At 71.8% G+C, this 13606-nt stretch carries 14 protein-coding genes; 7 read left to right on the forward strand and 7 right to left on the reverse strand.

Annotated features, from left to right (window positions below; translation table 11 throughout):
• Nucleotides 1-188 precede the first annotated feature (188 nt).
• Nucleotides 189-860, forward strand: coding sequence for an endonuclease NucS (gene nucS / locus ACFVIU_RS01790; RefSeq protein WP_385839927.1), 672 nt, complete (start codon nt 189-191; stop codon nt 858-860).
• Between the two features lie 82 nt (nt 861-942).
• On the opposite strand, the gene ACFVIU_RS01795 is transcribed toward nucS, so the two are convergent.
• The 4 genes from ACFVIU_RS01795 to ACFVIU_RS01810 all read right to left on the reverse strand — a co-directional run bounded on the left by ACFVIU_RS01795 (nt 943) and on the right by ACFVIU_RS01810 (nt 5917).
• Entirely contained in the window at nt 943-3402 is a 2460-nt protein-coding gene (locus ACFVIU_RS01795) for an ATP-binding protein (RefSeq protein ID WP_385839928.1), read from the reverse strand.
• Nucleotides 3403-3698: 296 nt separating this feature from the next.
• Nucleotides 3699-4022 carry an STAS domain-containing protein gene (locus ACFVIU_RS01800; RefSeq protein ID WP_385840314.1) on the reverse strand — a complete coding sequence of 108 codons (324 nt, stop codon included), beginning with the start codon at nt 4020-4022 and terminating at the stop codon, nt 3699-3701.
• A gap of 186 nt (nt 4023-4208) precedes the next feature.
• Nucleotides 4209-5057, reverse strand: coding sequence for a 3-hydroxyacyl-CoA dehydrogenase family protein (locus ACFVIU_RS01805; protein WP_385839929.1), 849 nt, complete (start codon nt 5055-5057; stop codon nt 4209-4211).
• Nucleotides 5058-5284: 227 nt separating this feature from the next.
• The gene (locus tag ACFVIU_RS01810) at nt 5285-5917 is read right to left on the reverse strand and encodes a TetR/AcrR family transcriptional regulator (RefSeq protein ID WP_385839931.1); all 633 of its coding nucleotides are present in this window, start codon (nt 5915-5917) and stop codon (nt 5285-5287) included.
• An 80-nt stretch (nt 5918-5997) separates the two neighbouring features.
• Between ACFVIU_RS01810 and ACFVIU_RS01815 the strand changes: the two genes are divergently transcribed.
• From ACFVIU_RS01815 to ACFVIU_RS01825, 3 genes are read left to right on the forward strand one after another with little or no spacing between them, the layout of a single operon-like run.
• Nucleotides 5998-6783: an ABC transporter ATP-binding protein gene (locus ACFVIU_RS01815; RefSeq protein ID WP_385839932.1), complete on the forward strand. Its 786-nt coding sequence runs from the start codon at nt 5998-6000 to the stop codon at nt 6781-6783.
• Between the two features lie 10 nt (nt 6784-6793).
• Entirely contained in the window at nt 6794-7543 is a 750-nt protein-coding gene (locus ACFVIU_RS01820) for an ABC transporter permease (protein ID WP_385839934.1), read from the forward strand.
• A 13-nt stretch (nt 7544-7556) separates the two neighbouring features.
• On the forward strand, nt 7557-8129 hold the full coding sequence (locus tag ACFVIU_RS01825) for a cob(I)yrinic acid a,c-diamide adenosyltransferase (protein WP_385839935.1): 573 nt from the start codon (nt 7557-7559) through the stop codon (nt 8127-8129).
• On the opposite strand, the gene ACFVIU_RS01830 is transcribed toward ACFVIU_RS01825, so the two are convergent.
• A complete protein-coding gene (locus ACFVIU_RS01830) occupies nt 8126-8656 on the reverse strand; it encodes a hypothetical protein (protein ID WP_385839936.1) in 531 nt (176 codons plus the stop codon). The genes ACFVIU_RS01825 and ACFVIU_RS01830 overlap by 4 nt on opposite strands.
• A gap of 151 nt (nt 8657-8807) precedes the next feature.
• Between ACFVIU_RS01830 and ACFVIU_RS01835 the strand changes: the two genes are divergently transcribed.
• From ACFVIU_RS01835 to ACFVIU_RS01845, 3 genes are all read left to right on the forward strand, one after another.
• Nucleotides 8808-9989 (forward strand): sensor histidine kinase, encoded by a 1182-nt coding sequence (locus tag ACFVIU_RS01835; RefSeq protein WP_385839937.1) that lies wholly within the window; start codon nt 8808-8810, stop codon nt 9987-9989.
• A complete protein-coding gene (locus tag ACFVIU_RS01840) occupies nt 9986-10639 on the forward strand; it encodes a response regulator (protein ID WP_385839939.1) in 654 nt (217 codons plus the stop codon). The genes ACFVIU_RS01835 and ACFVIU_RS01840 overlap by 4 nt, the downstream gene beginning before the upstream one ends.
• Nucleotides 10640-10754: 115 nt before the next feature.
• Nucleotides 10755-12575, forward strand: a complete 1821-nt coding sequence (locus ACFVIU_RS01845; protein WP_385839941.1) for a glycosyl hydrolase family 18 protein — start codon at nt 10755-10757, stop codon at nt 12573-12575.
• A 73-nt stretch (nt 12576-12648) separates the two neighbouring features.
• On the opposite strand, the gene ACFVIU_RS01850 is transcribed toward ACFVIU_RS01845, so the two are convergent.
• Together ACFVIU_RS01850 and ACFVIU_RS01855 are read right to left on the reverse strand one after the other, a co-directional pair.
• Nucleotides 12649-13095: a DUF2550 domain-containing protein gene (locus ACFVIU_RS01850; protein ID WP_385839942.1), complete on the reverse strand. Its 447-nt coding sequence runs from the start codon at nt 13093-13095 to the stop codon at nt 12649-12651.
• 130 nt (nt 13096-13225) lie between these two features.
• Complete coding sequence (locus tag ACFVIU_RS01855; protein ID WP_385839944.1) at nt 13226-13603, reverse strand: F0F1 ATP synthase subunit epsilon; 378 nt, start codon at nt 13601-13603, stop codon at nt 13226-13228.
• Between the last annotated feature and the right edge of the window lie 3 nt (nt 13604-13606).

Below are 13606 nucleotides of genomic sequence, written 5' to 3' on the forward strand. Positions count from 1 at the left end.
GACCTCCCGTTCTCTACGGTAGGCAACCGTCGGTGACCACACCAGCAGAATGCGTATATGGAACGGTCCCGTTAGGGGCACAATCGGCCAGGGATGAACAAGAGTTTCCAGCGACAAATGGGGCGATCGATCGGGAGCGGGACGGGCGAATCGCGCGCACCGAGGGGCGTCGAGTAGCGTTGCCGACCATGCGTCTCGTCATTGCCCGATGCTCGGTCGACTACGCCGGCCGGCTCACCGCCCACCTGCCCTCGGCACCCCGCCTGATCCTGGTCAAGGCGGACGGCAGCGTCTCCATCCACGCGGACGACCGGGCCTACAAGCCCCTCAACTGGATGTCGCCGCCCTGCACGCTGAAGGAGGGCACGGGCGAGGACGACGGCGTGTGGACCGTCGTCAACAAGGCGGGCGAGAAACTGATCATCACGATGGAGGAGATCCTCCACGACTCCTCGCACGAACTCGGTGTCGACCCCGGGCTGATCAAGGACGGCGTGGAAGCACACCTCCAGGAACTGCTCGCCGACCGCATCGAGACGCTGGGCGAGGGCTACACCCTCATCCGGCGCGAGTACATGACCGCGATCGGCCCGGTGGACATCCTGTGCCGGGACGCGGACGGGCAGACGGTCGCGGTGGAGATCAAGCGCCGGGGCGAGATCGACGGCGTCGAGCAACTCACGCGCTACCTCGAGCTGTTGAACCGCGATCCGCATCTGGCGCCGGTGCGGGGCGTCTTCGCCGCGCAGGAGATCAAGCCCCAGGCCCGCGTCCTCGCCACCGACCGCGGCATCAACTGCCAGATCCTGGACTACGACGCCCTGCGCGGCATCGAGGACGACAAGCTCCGCCTGTTCTGACCCCGGGTCCCGGGTCCGCCCACCCCGCTCACCGCCGCGACAGCGCTGTACCCGGCCGTCGCGGCGGTTTTTGCGTGCGGCCTCAGACCACGGACGCCGACCCGCTGCTCTGCGGAGCGCTCGCCGAGCCGCTGGAGGACACCGGGCCGCTCGCCGTGTCCGTCGTCGTCGGCGAGCCACTGCTGCCACCCGTCGGGGTGGAGCTGGACGAGGACGGCGGCGAACTCGGGGTCGACGGCGAGGAGGAGGGGCTGCCGCCGGTCGGGGTCGACTTGCTCGGGGTCGGGGTGGACGGCTTCGTCGTGGGGGTCTTCGGCGGCGTCGGGGTCGTACCCCCGCCGCTCGGCGACCGGCTGCCGGTCGGGTCGGCGGCCGGGGAGCTGGCCGGGGTGTACGGCGTCGGGTCGTCCGTCGTGCCGTAGGTGCCGTCCGGGCCCGGGTTCGTCGGCCGGGCCGACGGGACGGTGCCCGCGTCGCCGCCGGTACCGCCGCTGGTGCCGGTGTCCTGCCGCGGGTCGGCGTCCAGGCTGCCGTCGTCCGTGCCCTGGCCGGCGGAGGGGTTGGCGCCGACCTTGCCGGCCGGGTTCTTGTCGGCGGTCTCATGGGAGGTCATGCCGAGCGTGACGACCGTGCCCAGTACGGCGGCGAGCAGCGCGCCCGCGCCGGCCGCGGCCACATTGCGCCGGGCCAGCCGCCGGAAGCCGGCGCCCAGCGGCTTCCCGGCCGGGAGCCGACGGGTGACCACGGTGTCGCCGACGGGGCCGTACGGCGGCGGCGCCGACTCCTCGTGCGGTACCTCCGGCACCTCCTCGCCCACCAGGGCGGCCACCGCCGGCACCTCGCCCGCGCGGTCGGCGACGAGCGCGAGCGCCCGGCGCCCGGCGACGGTGCCCCGCTTGTCGGCGAGGGCGCCGCGCAGCCCGATGGACGCCTCCAGTTCGGCGCGGGCTCGGTCGAGCTGTCCGGAGCACAGCGCCAGGACGCCCAACTCATGGTGGAAGTAGGCCTGTTCGGGCACCTCGCCGGTCAGCCGGGCGGCCTCCGCGCCGGAGCGCAGGGCGCGTTCCCAGGCGCTCCAGTGGAGCGCCGCGGCGAAGGCGGGCGCGGCCGTGCGGGCGAGCCGTACGGCGCAGTTCTCCGAGCTGTCGGAGACGAAGCGGGGTGTCTGGGGGACCACGGCGGCCAGCGCGGCGAGGACCGCGTCGGCCTCGGCGGCGACCCGCTCGGGGGTGACCGAGGGGTGGCCGGCCCACCAGGCGTAGTGCTGGGCGGCGGCGAGCGCCCGGTCCTGGGCGTCCTCGCCGTATCCGGCGGCCTCCAGCTGAGCCTGCACGCCGGCCGCGAGCCGGTAGCGGGGGCCGACCGGCGAGACCAGTCCGCATCCCACCAGCTCGCCGAGGGCGGCGTCGGCGTGGGTGTCGCCGACGAGCGCGGGCAGATGGGCCTGGTGCGGGACCTCGCCGCCGAGGGCGACGGCGAAGCGCAGGGCGGCGCGGGCGGAGGCCCCGAGCCGGGAGGCGAGCAGCGGGGCGGGGGCGGCGGCCTCGCCCAGGGAGGGCAGCGGGACCTCCTCGCCCTCCGTCGCGGGCAGCGGCGGGATAGGGGGCCGCGCGTCCTCGAAGACGTCGAACGCGTCGACCCCGGCGGCACCGGCGCGCAGCTCCTCGCGCTGCCGGAGCAGGGCGCCCGCCTGGACGAAGCGCAGCGGCAGCCCCTCGGACTCGAACCAGAGGTCGCCGGCCCAGTTGGCCTCCTCCTCGGTGAGGACCCGGCCGACGGCGCGCTCCAGGATCTCCACGCCGGCGGCGCGGTCGAGGCCGCCGAGGAAGACCTCCTCGACCTCCGACTCGGCGGAGGGGGCGGCCACCTCGGGGGTGGCGGCCATCAGGAACGCGCACTCGGGGGTGGCGTCGAGCAGCTCGTCGAGGGCGGCGCCGCCGAACTCGATGTCGTCCACGACGACGACCGCGCCGATCTCCGTCAGCAGTGCGCGCAGTTCGTCCGCTTCGGGGCGGTACCCCGGGGCGTCGTAGACGGCGTGGAAGAGGTCGTCCAGGACCTCGGCGGCGGTGCGATGGAAGCCGGTCAGGCGCACCACACCGTCGGGGGCGAGGTCCTGGCAGTCCTCGGCGACGAGGTCGAGCAGGGCGCTGCGGCCGGAGCCGCCGGGACCGGTGAGCCGCACGGTGCGGCCGCGGGCCAGCAGCCGGACCAGGCGTTCGCGTTCGTCCTGGCGTTCCAGCAGGGCGGGCGTCGGGTGGCCGGCGCCGGGCGGCACGGGCGGCCGGGCGGCGCGCTCGGTCTCGGCGCGCTCGGCGGCGGTGCGCTTGCGGGGCCTGCCGGGCCGTTCGGCCGGCGGGCAGAGGGCTATCTCGCTGCCGTCGACGGGGTTGACGGTCAGCAGCAGGTCGCCGGTGACGAGCCGGGCCGTGCGGGCGGGCGCGGGAGCGCTCGGCGCGAAGTCGGAGGTGAGGGGTTCCCGGGGCGGACGGCGGCTGTGCGCCTGGCTCTGCTCCTCGGGTCCCGGGTTGATCGGGTCCATGGGTTTCCAGCCCCCCAAAAGCGTTGCGTGCTCGTGTTCCGGCCCCTCCCGGCCTGTTGCACACCGCGCTGTCGCTTCTGGTCCGGGCCCGCTCGGTCGAGGGGTGCGAGGCGGCGGGCGACCGAACCCTAAACCGTCGCCCAGTATCTCCGACAGGGCGGGGTGCCGGGCGGTCCGAGACATCACAGTCTTGTGAGGATTGCCCCCGACGTGCGGTTCGACGGCTGCGCCCGGGTCTCACCGGCCGCCGTGGACTCCCGTGGTCCGCCGCGTCGCCCTGTGCACAGCCGTACGACTCAGACGCGCGGCAGCGACTCGACGCCGATGCCGCCCTCGATGGCGAGGATGCGGTGCAGTCGGGTGGCCACCAGCAGGCGCTGCATCTGCGGCGGCACACCGCGCAGCACCAGGCGGCGACCGCAGCGCCCGGCCCGCCGGTGGGCCCCCATGATCACACCGAGTCCGGTGGCGTCCCAGGAGTCCAGCTCGGACAGGTCGAGGATCAGGTCGCCGACGCCGTCGTCGACGGCCGAGTGCAGGGCCGTACGGGCGTCCGCCGCGCTGCGGACGTCGAGGCGGCCCCCGACGACCAGCTCGACGTGGTCGCCCCTGATGTGCATATGCGCTCCCCGTTGAGTGCGGTTGGCGTACTCGGTGACGGTGATGACGATGGTGGCGGTGCTGTGCACCGTCTGACTGTGTGAGTGCTGATGCGGTTGCTGTTTGTAAGCGAACCGATACCGAATTCACCCCTGGGAGTGATACCCCCGGGGGTGAGATCCGGCCGATGTCCGTACCGAAGGTGATCAGTACGTGTAGAAGCCCTGCCCGCTCTTGCGGCCGATGTCACCGGCGTCCACCATCCGGCGCATCAGCTCCGGCGGGGCGAACTTCTCGTCCTGGGACTCGGTGTAGATGTTGCCGGTGGCGTGCAGCAGGATGTCCACGCCGGTGAGGTCCGCGGTGGCCAGCGGGCCCATGGCGTGGCCGAAGCCCAGCTTGCAGGCGAGGTCGATGTCCTCGGCCGTGGCGACGCCGGACTCGTACAGCTTGGTCGCCTCGACCACCAGGGCGGAGATGAGGCGGGTGGTGACGAAGCCGGCGACGTCGCGGTTGACGACGATGCAGGTCTTGCCGACGGACTCGGCGAACTCCCGCGCGGTCGCGAGGGCTTCGTCGCTGGTCTTGTAGCCGCGGACCAGCTCGACCAGCTGCATCATCGGCACCGGCGAGAAGAAGTGCACACCGACGACCCGCTCGGGGCGCTCGGTGACCGCCGCGATCTTGGTGATCGGGATGGCGGAGGTGTTGGAGGCGAGCACGGCGTCCTCGCGCACGAGCTTGTCGAGCGCGCGGAAGATCTCGTGCTTGACCTCCAGCTTCTCGAAGACGGCCTCCACGACGACATCGGCGTCGGCGGCGGCGTCCAGATCCGTGGTCGGAGTGATGCGGGCCAGGGCGGCCTCGGCGGCGTCCGCCGCCAGCTTGCCCTTGCCGACGAACTTGTCGTACGAGGCCTTGATGCCGTCGGTGCCACGCTTGAGGGCCTGGTCGGTGACGTCGCGCAGGACGACCTCCCAGCCCGCCTGGGCGGCGACCTGGGCGATGCCGGACCCCATGAGACCGGCCCCGATGACGGCGAGCTTCCGTGCCACTCCGACTCCTTCGAATCCTTGCGAACCCTGTCCAACGCGTGTCTCTCCGGCGGACCATAGCGCTCGGGAGCGGCTGTGTGACCGGTAAGTAACGCGCGTCACGTCTCACTTGACGGACATCACACCGGCAGCGGCAGCGGCCACCCCATCGGGCGCCTTTCCGGGCCCCTTCGGCCGACGCCCACCCGAAACCGGCTTTTCACTCCAATGGGTTGAATCCGCAAGGCTCAGCGCACCGCGTACGCCAGGACCTTCTCCCCCCACAGGTCCTCGATCTCGTCCAGCAGCGCCAGAGCCTCGCGGGACACCTCGCGGGGGTCGCGGTCCTTGACCATCTCGCGTCCGATGACCGCCATCACCGTGCTGTGCGCCCAGCCGATCTGACCGGCCATCAGGTGCGGCAGGTCGTCGTCCTGGTCCGCGCCGGTCTCCTCGCGCAGCGCCTGCTCCAGGTTGGCCTGCACCTCCTGGGCGATGGCCCAGAGGCGGGAGCGCAGGGCGGGGGTCTCCTCGATGACGCGCTGGAAGCGGGCGTAGCCGGGGATCAGGCCGACCCGGGGCGAGACGGCCTCGATCTCCTCGCGCAGCTCGCGCAGGACCGCGGCGGCGGCGGACTCCCCCTGCGGGCGGCCGCGGACCCAGCGGGCGAGCCGGTCGACGACGCCGGCGGAGCGGTCGAAGAAGAGGTCCTCTTTGGCCGGAAAGTAGTTGTAGACGGTGTTGACGGAGACATTGGCGGTCTCCGCGATCTCGGCGACCGTGACCGCGTCGAAGCCGCGCTCCAGGAACAGCCCGGTGGCGACATCGGAGATGTACTGCCGGGTCTGCCGCTTCTTCCGTTCCCTGAGTCCTTCGGCCATGGCCGCATCCTAGCTTCGCTGGTACTCCTGAAAACTTGGGGTCATTGCAAAATTTCAGGGACTCTGTTTTTCTGTCGGGCATGACAGCAGTCATCAGCGCGGCCGGACTGGCCCGCACCTTCCAGACCAAGGCCGGCCCCGTGGCGGCCGTCCGCGGCATGGACCTCACCGTGCGCGCGGGCGAGATCCTCGGCTTCCTCGGCCCGAACGGCGCCGGGAAGACCACCACGCTCCGGATGCTCACCACCCTGCTCAGGCCGACCGGCGGCACGGCCGTCGTGGCCGGGCACGACCTGGCGGGCGACCCGGCCGGGGTGCGCCGGGCCTGCGGCTATGTCGCCCAGTCCGGCGGCGTCGATCCGCAGATCACCGTGCGGGAGGAACTGGTCACCCAGGGCCGGATGTACCGCCTGCCGAAGGCCGAGGCCGTCGCCCGCGCCGCGGAACTGGCCCGACAGCTGGACCTCACCGACCTGCTCGACCGCAAGGCCGGTGCCCTCTCCGGCGGGCAGCGCCGCCGGCTGGACATCGCGATGGCGCTGACGCACCGGCCGAAGGTGCTGTTCCTGGACGAGCCGACGACCGGCCTGGACCCGGGCAGCCGCGCCGACCTGTGGGACCTGGTCCGCCGGCTGCGCGACGAGCACGGCACCACCGTCTTCCTGACCACCCACTACCTGGACGAGGCCGACGCCCTCGCCGACCGCCTGGTGATCGTGGACCGGGGCGAGGTCGCCGCCGAGGGCACGCCGGGCGCGCTCAAACTCCGGTACGGCGGCTCGCTCGACGCCACCCTCCAGGACACCTTCCTCGCCATCACCGGCCGCGGCCCGGCGCCGGCCGACACCGCCCCCGTAGCCGTCTAGGAACCAGAAGATGCTGCTGCACGACACGGCCCTCATCTACGGCCGCTACCTCCGCCAGTCCCTGCGCTCCCGTTTCGCCCTGCTCTTCGGCGTCCTCACCCCGCTGCTCTACCTCCTCTTCTACGGCCCCCTGCTCACCCGCCTCCCGCTCGGCGGCACCGGCAGCTCCTGGCAGCTGCTGGTCCCCGGCCTGCTGCTCCAACTCGGCCTGTTCGGCGCCCTGTTCGCCGGGTTCACGGTGATCCTCGAGAAGGGGCAGGGGGTGGTGGAGCGGATGCGGGTGACCCCGGTCAGCCGGCTCGCCCTGCTGCTCGGCCGGGTGCTGCGCGACGCCACGGTGTTCGTCTTCCAGGCGGTGCTGCTGGTGCTGGCCGCGCTGGTGATGGGGCTGCGCGCCCCGCTCGCGGGCATCGTGATCGGCTTCGTGTTCGTCGCCCTGCTCACCCTCTCGCTGGCCTCGCTGTCGTACGCGCTCGGCATGCGGGTGAGCACACCGCAGACGTTCGGGCCGCTGATCAACGCGGTGTCGATGCCGTCGATGCTGCTGTCGGGCCTGATGCTCCCGATGACCCTCGCACCCACCTGGCTGGACGTGCTCTCGCACTTCGTCCCGTTCCGCTATCTGGTGGACGCGGTGCGCGACGCGTACGTCGGCCGGTACGCGACCGGGCACATGCTCCAGGGCGCCCTCGTCGCCGTCGCCCTCGCGGTGCTCTCCGTGACGGTGGGCACACGGGTGTTCCGGACCAGCGGAGCGTAACTACGCTGGCCGCATGGTCAATCTGACGCGCATCTACACCAGGACCGGCGACCAGGGCACCACCAGCCTCGGCGACATGAGCCGGGTGTCCAAGACGGACCTCAGGATCTCCGCGTACGCGGACGCCAACGAGGCCAACGCGGTGATCGGCACCGCCATCGCACTGGGCGGTCTGGAGGAGGAGATCGTCACGGTCCTCACCCGCGTCCAGAACGACCTGTTCGACGTGGGCGCGGACCTGTCGACGCCGGTGGTGGAGAAGCCGGAGTTCCCGCCGCTGCGGGTGGAGCAGTTCTACATCGACAAGCTGGAGGCGGACTGCGACCGCTTCAACGAGCGGCTGGAGAAGCTCCGCTCCTTCATCCTGCCCGGCGGCACCCCGGGCGCCGCCCTCCTCCACCAGGCCTGCACGGTCGTACGCCGGGCCGAGCGCTCCACCTGGCAGGCGCTGGAGGTGCACGGCGAGACGATGAACCCGCTCACCGCGACCTACCTCAACCGGCTGTCGGACCTGCTGTTCATCCTGGCGCGCACGGCGAACAAGGAGCAGGGCGATGTGCTGTGGGTGCCGGGCGGTGAGCGTTAGGGTTCGCGCTTCGGGAACAGCGTGTAGCTGCCGGCGATCACCAGGTTGATGCCGATCACCCAGAGCATGCGCTGCTGCCAGGCGCGCAGGGAGCTGATGTCGCCGTCGCCGACGTACCAGACGGCACCCTGGAGCAGAGCGAGGGCGACGCACGCGGCCAGGATCCAGCGGCCTGCGACCTTCCATTCGTGGACGGTGCGGGCGGTGCCGTACTTCGGCGGCTTCACCGGGGGCGGGCCGCCGGCGAAACGGTGGGCGACCCGGGCGTCGGCCCACTTGATCGTCGAGTGGCCCAGCCCGACCGTGAAGCCGATGTAGACGGCGGCCAGGCCGTGCCGCCAGTCCGGCTGCGCGCCGTTCCTCAGGTCGATGGCGGTCACGAGGAACAGCACGACCTCGAGCAGCGGTTCGCACAACAGCAGCGCCAGCCCCGTCCGGGGCATCCGCAGCGCGTACCGGAAGGTCAGTCCGGCCACCAGCAGCACCCAGAACGCCACCTCACAGGCGATGATCAACCATACGACCATGGTTCGCTCCCCTCGTCACCCGTCAAGGCTCCCGGTCGCCCGGGGGTCGGATCATCGTCGGCGGGGGCGAACCCCGGGTAAGCGAAAGTTGCAGTCCAGGACCGTGCCCGGGGAGCACGCGGGCCGCTCGCGGGCCGTGTTGGATGGGGGCATGGCCCTCGCAGCACTCCCCCGCCCCCACCGAGACGACGTGCGGATCGCCGTGGGCGGGCTGCTCGGCGGGCTGTTGCTGTGGTCGCTCGGTCTGCACACACGGGTGACCACGGACGCGCTCGTGCTGTGGAAGGCGCCCTGGGCCCCGCTGGTGCCGCTGGCGGTGACGGCCGCCTGCGAGCCGCTGCGCCGCACCCGGCCCCGTATCGGGCTGCTGGTGGGCACGATCGCGCTGACCCTGGACACGGTGACCGTCGGCAGCCTGGTCACCGTCGTGCTGTACACGGACCTGATGTACGCGGCCGTCCTGTACGGCACCCCGGCCTCCGCCCGCCGCATCCCCTGGATCACCGGGATGCTGACGGTGCTCGGCGGGGTCGTACCGGCCGCCCTGTGGCGCGATCCGAAGGGGCTGCTGATCGGGGTGGGCATCGGCGTGATCGCGCTCGCGCCCGCCGGGACCGGCTGGGTGGTGCGCGACCACCGGGAGGCGGCCGAGGCCGCCCGGCTGCGCGCCGAACAGACCGCGCTGCTCGCCGAGATGGACCGCGTCCAGGCGGTCACCGCCGAACGGGCCCGCATGGCACGGGAGTTGCACGACATGGTGGCCAACCACCTGTCCGCGATCGCCATCCATTCCACGGCCGCGCTGTCCCTCGACGATCCGGCGACCTCCCGGGACGCCCTGACGGTGATCCGGGAGAACAGCGTGGACGGGCTGGCCGAGATGCGGCGGCTGATCGGCATCCTGCGGGACCGCGGCGATGACCTGGAGCCGGCCGCCACACCGACGCTCGACGGCCTGGCCGCCCTGGTCGAGGGCGCCCGCGCCAACGGTCTCGACGTGCGGCTCGACACCGGTCACGGCCGGGTGCCGGCGCCGGTGGAACTGGCGGCCTACCGGATCGTGCAGGAGTCGCTGACCAACGCGCTCAAGCACGCGGCGCCCGGGGCGGTCCGGGTGACCGTGCGGCAGGGCGACGACACCCTGACCGTGGAGGTCACGAGCCCCTACCGGCCCGGTGACGGCCCCCGCGCGCCCGGCTCGGGTTCCGGGCTCACCGGGATGCGGGAGCGGGCGAACCTGCTCGGCGGGGGCTTCACCGCCGGGGCCGAGGCCGGCCTGTGGACCGTACGCGCCGCCCTTCCGCTCACCGACACCGAAAGAGGTTCCTCGTGATCCGTGTCCTGGTCGCCGAGGACCAGTCCGCCGTCCGCGCCGGACTGGTCCTGATCCTGCGCAGCGCGCCCGACATCGAGGTGGCCGGGGAGGCGGCGGACGGGGAGCGGGCGGTGGAGCTGGCCCGGGAGCTGCGGCCGGACCTGGTGCTGATGGACGTGCAGATGCCGCGCCTGGACGGGGTGGCGGCGACCCGGCAGATCGTGGCGGAGGGGGTCGCGGAGGTGCTCGTGCTGACCACCTTCGACCTGGACGAGTACGTGTTCGGGGCGTTGCGGGCCGGGGCGGCCGGGTTCCTGCTGAAGAACGCCGAGGCACGGGATCTGCTGGAGGCGGTGCGGACGGTGGCGCGCGGGGAGGGCATCGTCGCCCCGGCGGTGACCCGGCGGCTGATCGCCGAGTTCGCGGCCGGTCCGGTGCGTCAGGCGAAGGCCGAGCCGGCCGTGCTGGACGGTCTGACCCGGCGCGAGCGCGAGGTGCTGGCCCACCTCGGGGAGGGGCTGTCCAACGCCGGGATCGCGGACCGGCTGGGCATGGCGGAGGGCACGGTGAAGACACACGTCAGCAGGGTGCTGGCCAAGCTGGAGCTGCGCAGCCGGGTGCAAGCGGCGGTGCTGGCCCAGGAGTTGGGGATCCGGCCGGAGCACTGAGACGACTGGTCCAGACCTATTGACGAGTGGTCCAGACCTTTCTACTCTCGCAGCACCGTGGGCGTGAAGGCTCAGTCATGCCCCTGACATCCCCACAGACACAAGGAGGCGCAGCATGCGCTTCAGACACAGAGTCGCGGCAGGGTTCGCGACCCTGGCGCTCCCCCTGGCCGGTCTCGTCGGCCTCGCCGGCCCCGCCCAGGCCGCCAGCAGCGCCACCGCCAGTTTCACCAAGACCAGCGACTGGGGTACCGGCTTCGGCGGTCAGTGGACCATCAAGAACACCGGCACCAGCTCCCTCAGTTCCTGGACCGTCGAGTGGGACTTCCCCTCCGGTACCTCCGTCACCTCCGCCTGGGACGCGGACGTGACCGGCTCCGGCACCCACTGGACCGCCAAGAACAAGTCCTACAACGGCACCCTCGCCCCCGGCGCCACGGTCTCCTTCGGCTTCAACGGCTCCGGCTCCGGCAACCCGGCCAACTGCACGCTCAACGGCGGCAGCTGCGACGGTACGACGGTCCCGGGCGACACCGCCCCCAGCGCCCCCGGCACCCCGACCGCCTCGAACATCACCGACACCTCGGTGAAGCTCGGCTGGGGCGCGGCCACCGACGACAAGGGCGTCAAGAACTACGACGTGCTGCGCGACGGCAAGGTCGTCGGCACCGTGACGACCACGTCGTACACGGACTCCGGCCTGACCGCCGGCACCGACTACTCCTACACCGTGCGGGCCCGCGACACCGCCGACCAGACCGGCCCGGCCAGCGGCGCGGTCGCCGTCCACACCACCGGCGGCACCACCACTCCCCCGAGCACCGGCGGCAAGGTCAAGCTCGGCTACTTCACCGAGTGGGGCATCTACGGCCGCAACTACAACGTCAAGAACCTGGTGACGTCCGGCTCGGCATCCAAGATCACGCACATCAACTACGCCTTCGGCAACGTCACCGGCGGCAAGTGCGCGATCGGCGACTCCTACGCCGACTACGACAAGGCGTTCACCGCCGACCAGTCCGTCAGCGGTGTCGCCGACACCTGGGACCAGCCGCTGCGCGGCAACTTCAACCAGCTGCGCGAGCTGAAGGCCAAGTACCCGGGCCTCAAGGTGCTGTGGTCCTTCGGCGGCTGGACCTGGTCCGGCGGCTTCGCGGACGCGGCCAAGGACCCGGCCGGCTTCGCCCAGTCCTGCTACGACCTCGTCAACGACCCCCGCTGGGCCGATGTCTTCGACGGCATCGACATCGACTGGGAGTACCCGAACGCCTGCGGCCTGAGCTGCGACACCAGCGGGGCGGCGGCCTTCAAGAACGTCATGGCCGCACTGCGCGCCAAGTTCGGCACCAACAAGCTGGTCACCGCCGCGGTCACCGCCGACGGCTCCTCCGGCGGCAAGATCGAGGCCGCCGACTACGCGGGCGCCGCCCAGTACGTCAACTGGTACAACGTGATGTCGTACGACTTCTTCGGTGCCTGGGACAAGACCGGCCCGACCGCGCCGCACTCGCCGCTCACCTCGTACAGCGGCATCCCCAAGGCCGGCTTCGACACGGCCGACGCGATGGCGAAGTACAAGTCGATCGGCGTGCCCGCGAGCAAGCTGCTCATCGGCATCGGCTTCTACGGCCGCGGCTGGACCGGCGTCACCCAGGACGCCCCGGGCGGCACGGCCACGGGCCCGGCCACCGGCACCTATGAGCAGGGCATCGAGGACTACAAGGTCCTCAAGTCCTCCTGTCCGGTCACCGGCACCGTCGCGGGCACGGCCTACGCCCACTGTGGCAGCAACTGGTGGTCCTACGACACCCCGTCGACCATCGCCGGCAAGATGGCCTGGGCCAAGAACCAGGGCCTGGGCGGGGCCTTCTTCTGGGAGTTCAGCGGCGACACCAGCGACGGCGAGCTGGTGAACGCGATCAGCAGCAACCTCTGAAAAGGGCCTTAGGCCACATTGACGCTCCCCCAGACTTCGTCCGGGGGGACCCCCACCCAGCGAGTGAATGCGGCTACGCCACATTCACTCGCTGTCCGGGCGGGGCTGCTTCCAGCCACGCGAGGAAACCGGTCAGCGCGTCTTCGCTCATGGCCAGTTCCAGGCGGGTGCCCCGGTGGGTGCAGGCGAGCACCACGGCGTCGGAGAGCAGGGCCAGCTCCTCCTCGCCCTCGGGCAGCCGGCGGCCGGCCACCTCGATCTGCGCGCGCTCCAGCGTGCGGCGCGGCCGGGGGGCGTAGGAGAAGACCCGGTACCACTCGATGCGGTCGCCGTTGTAGCGGGCGACGCCATAGCTCCAGCCCTTGCCGCCGGCGTCCGGTTTCTCGCCCACGTCCCAGCGCAGGGAACAGTCGAAGGTGCCGCCGGAACGCTGGATCAGTCTGCGCCGCAGTCCGAACAGGAAGAGCCCCAGCACCACCAGGGCGACCACGATCCCGCACACAGTCAGAGCGAGGACCATCGGCACCGACCTCCTCGTCTCCTAGGTAACGGAACGTAAAAACACCCACATCTACCTCAGCCGCGGCCGGGTCCGGATCGCTCCGGTCCCAGCCGCGGCTGAGTGACGTCAACGCAACGGCGCGCTGTGTCTAGCGCGCCGCGGTCGCCGCCCGCAGACGGACATCGGCGCGGCGCTCGGCCTCGGCGTCGTCCTCCGCCTTCGCGCGCTCGAGCTCGCGCTCCACGCGCTGGACATCGATCTCGTCCGACAGCTCGGCGATCTCGGCCAGCAGGGACAGCTTGTCGTCCGCGAACGAGATGAAACCGCCGTGCACCGCGGCGACGACCGTTCCACCCTCACTCGTACGGATGGTCACCGGGCCCGACTCCAGCACACCGAGCAGCGGCTGGTGACCGGGCATGACGCCGATGTCGCCGGAGGTGGTGCGCGCGACGACCAGGGTGGCCTCGCCGGACCAGACCTGGCGGTCGGCGGCGACCAGCTCGACGTGCAGCTCAGCAGCCAAGAG

Source organism: Streptomyces sp. NPDC127190 (assembly GCF_042672505.1).
Taxonomy (GTDB): domain Bacteria; phylum Actinomycetota; class Actinomycetes; order Streptomycetales; family Streptomycetaceae; genus Streptomyces.

Coding starts and splice junctions, on each gene's coding strand:
- ACFVIU_RS01795 (WP_385839928.1), bottom strand. CDS start 3,402: ATGGACCCGATCAACCCGGGACCCGAGGAGCAGAGCCAGGCGCACAGC.
- ACFVIU_RS01845 (WP_385839941.1), top strand. CDS start 10,755: ATGCGCTTCAGACACAGAGTCGCGGCAGGGTTCGCGACCCTGGCGCTC.
- ACFVIU_RS01810 (WP_385839931.1), bottom strand. CDS start 5,917: ATGGCCGAAGGACTCAGGGAACGGAAGAAGCGGCAGACCCGGCAGTAC.
- ACFVIU_RS01850 (WP_385839942.1), bottom strand. CDS start 13,095: ATGGTCCTCGCTCTGACTGTGTGCGGGATCGTGGTCGCCCTGGTGGTG.
- ACFVIU_RS01835 (WP_385839937.1), top strand. CDS start 8,808: ATGGCCCTCGCAGCACTCCCCCGCCCCCACCGAGACGACGTGCGGATC.
- ACFVIU_RS01800 (WP_385840314.1), bottom strand. CDS start 4,022: ATGCACATCAGGGGCGACCACGTCGAGCTGGTCGTCGGGGGCCGCCTC.
- ACFVIU_RS01830 (WP_385839936.1), bottom strand. CDS start 8,656: ATGGTCGTATGGTTGATCATCGCCTGTGAGGTGGCGTTCTGGGTGCTG.
- ACFVIU_RS01815 (WP_385839932.1), top strand. CDS start 5,998: ATGACAGCAGTCATCAGCGCGGCCGGACTGGCCCGCACCTTCCAGACC.
- ACFVIU_RS01820 (WP_385839934.1), top strand. CDS start 6,794: ATGCTGCTGCACGACACGGCCCTCATCTACGGCCGCTACCTCCGCCAG.
- nucS (WP_385839927.1), top strand. CDS start 189: ATGCGTCTCGTCATTGCCCGATGCTCGGTCGACTACGCCGGCCGGCTC.
- ACFVIU_RS01825 (WP_385839935.1), top strand. CDS start 7,557: ATGGTCAATCTGACGCGCATCTACACCAGGACCGGCGACCAGGGCACC.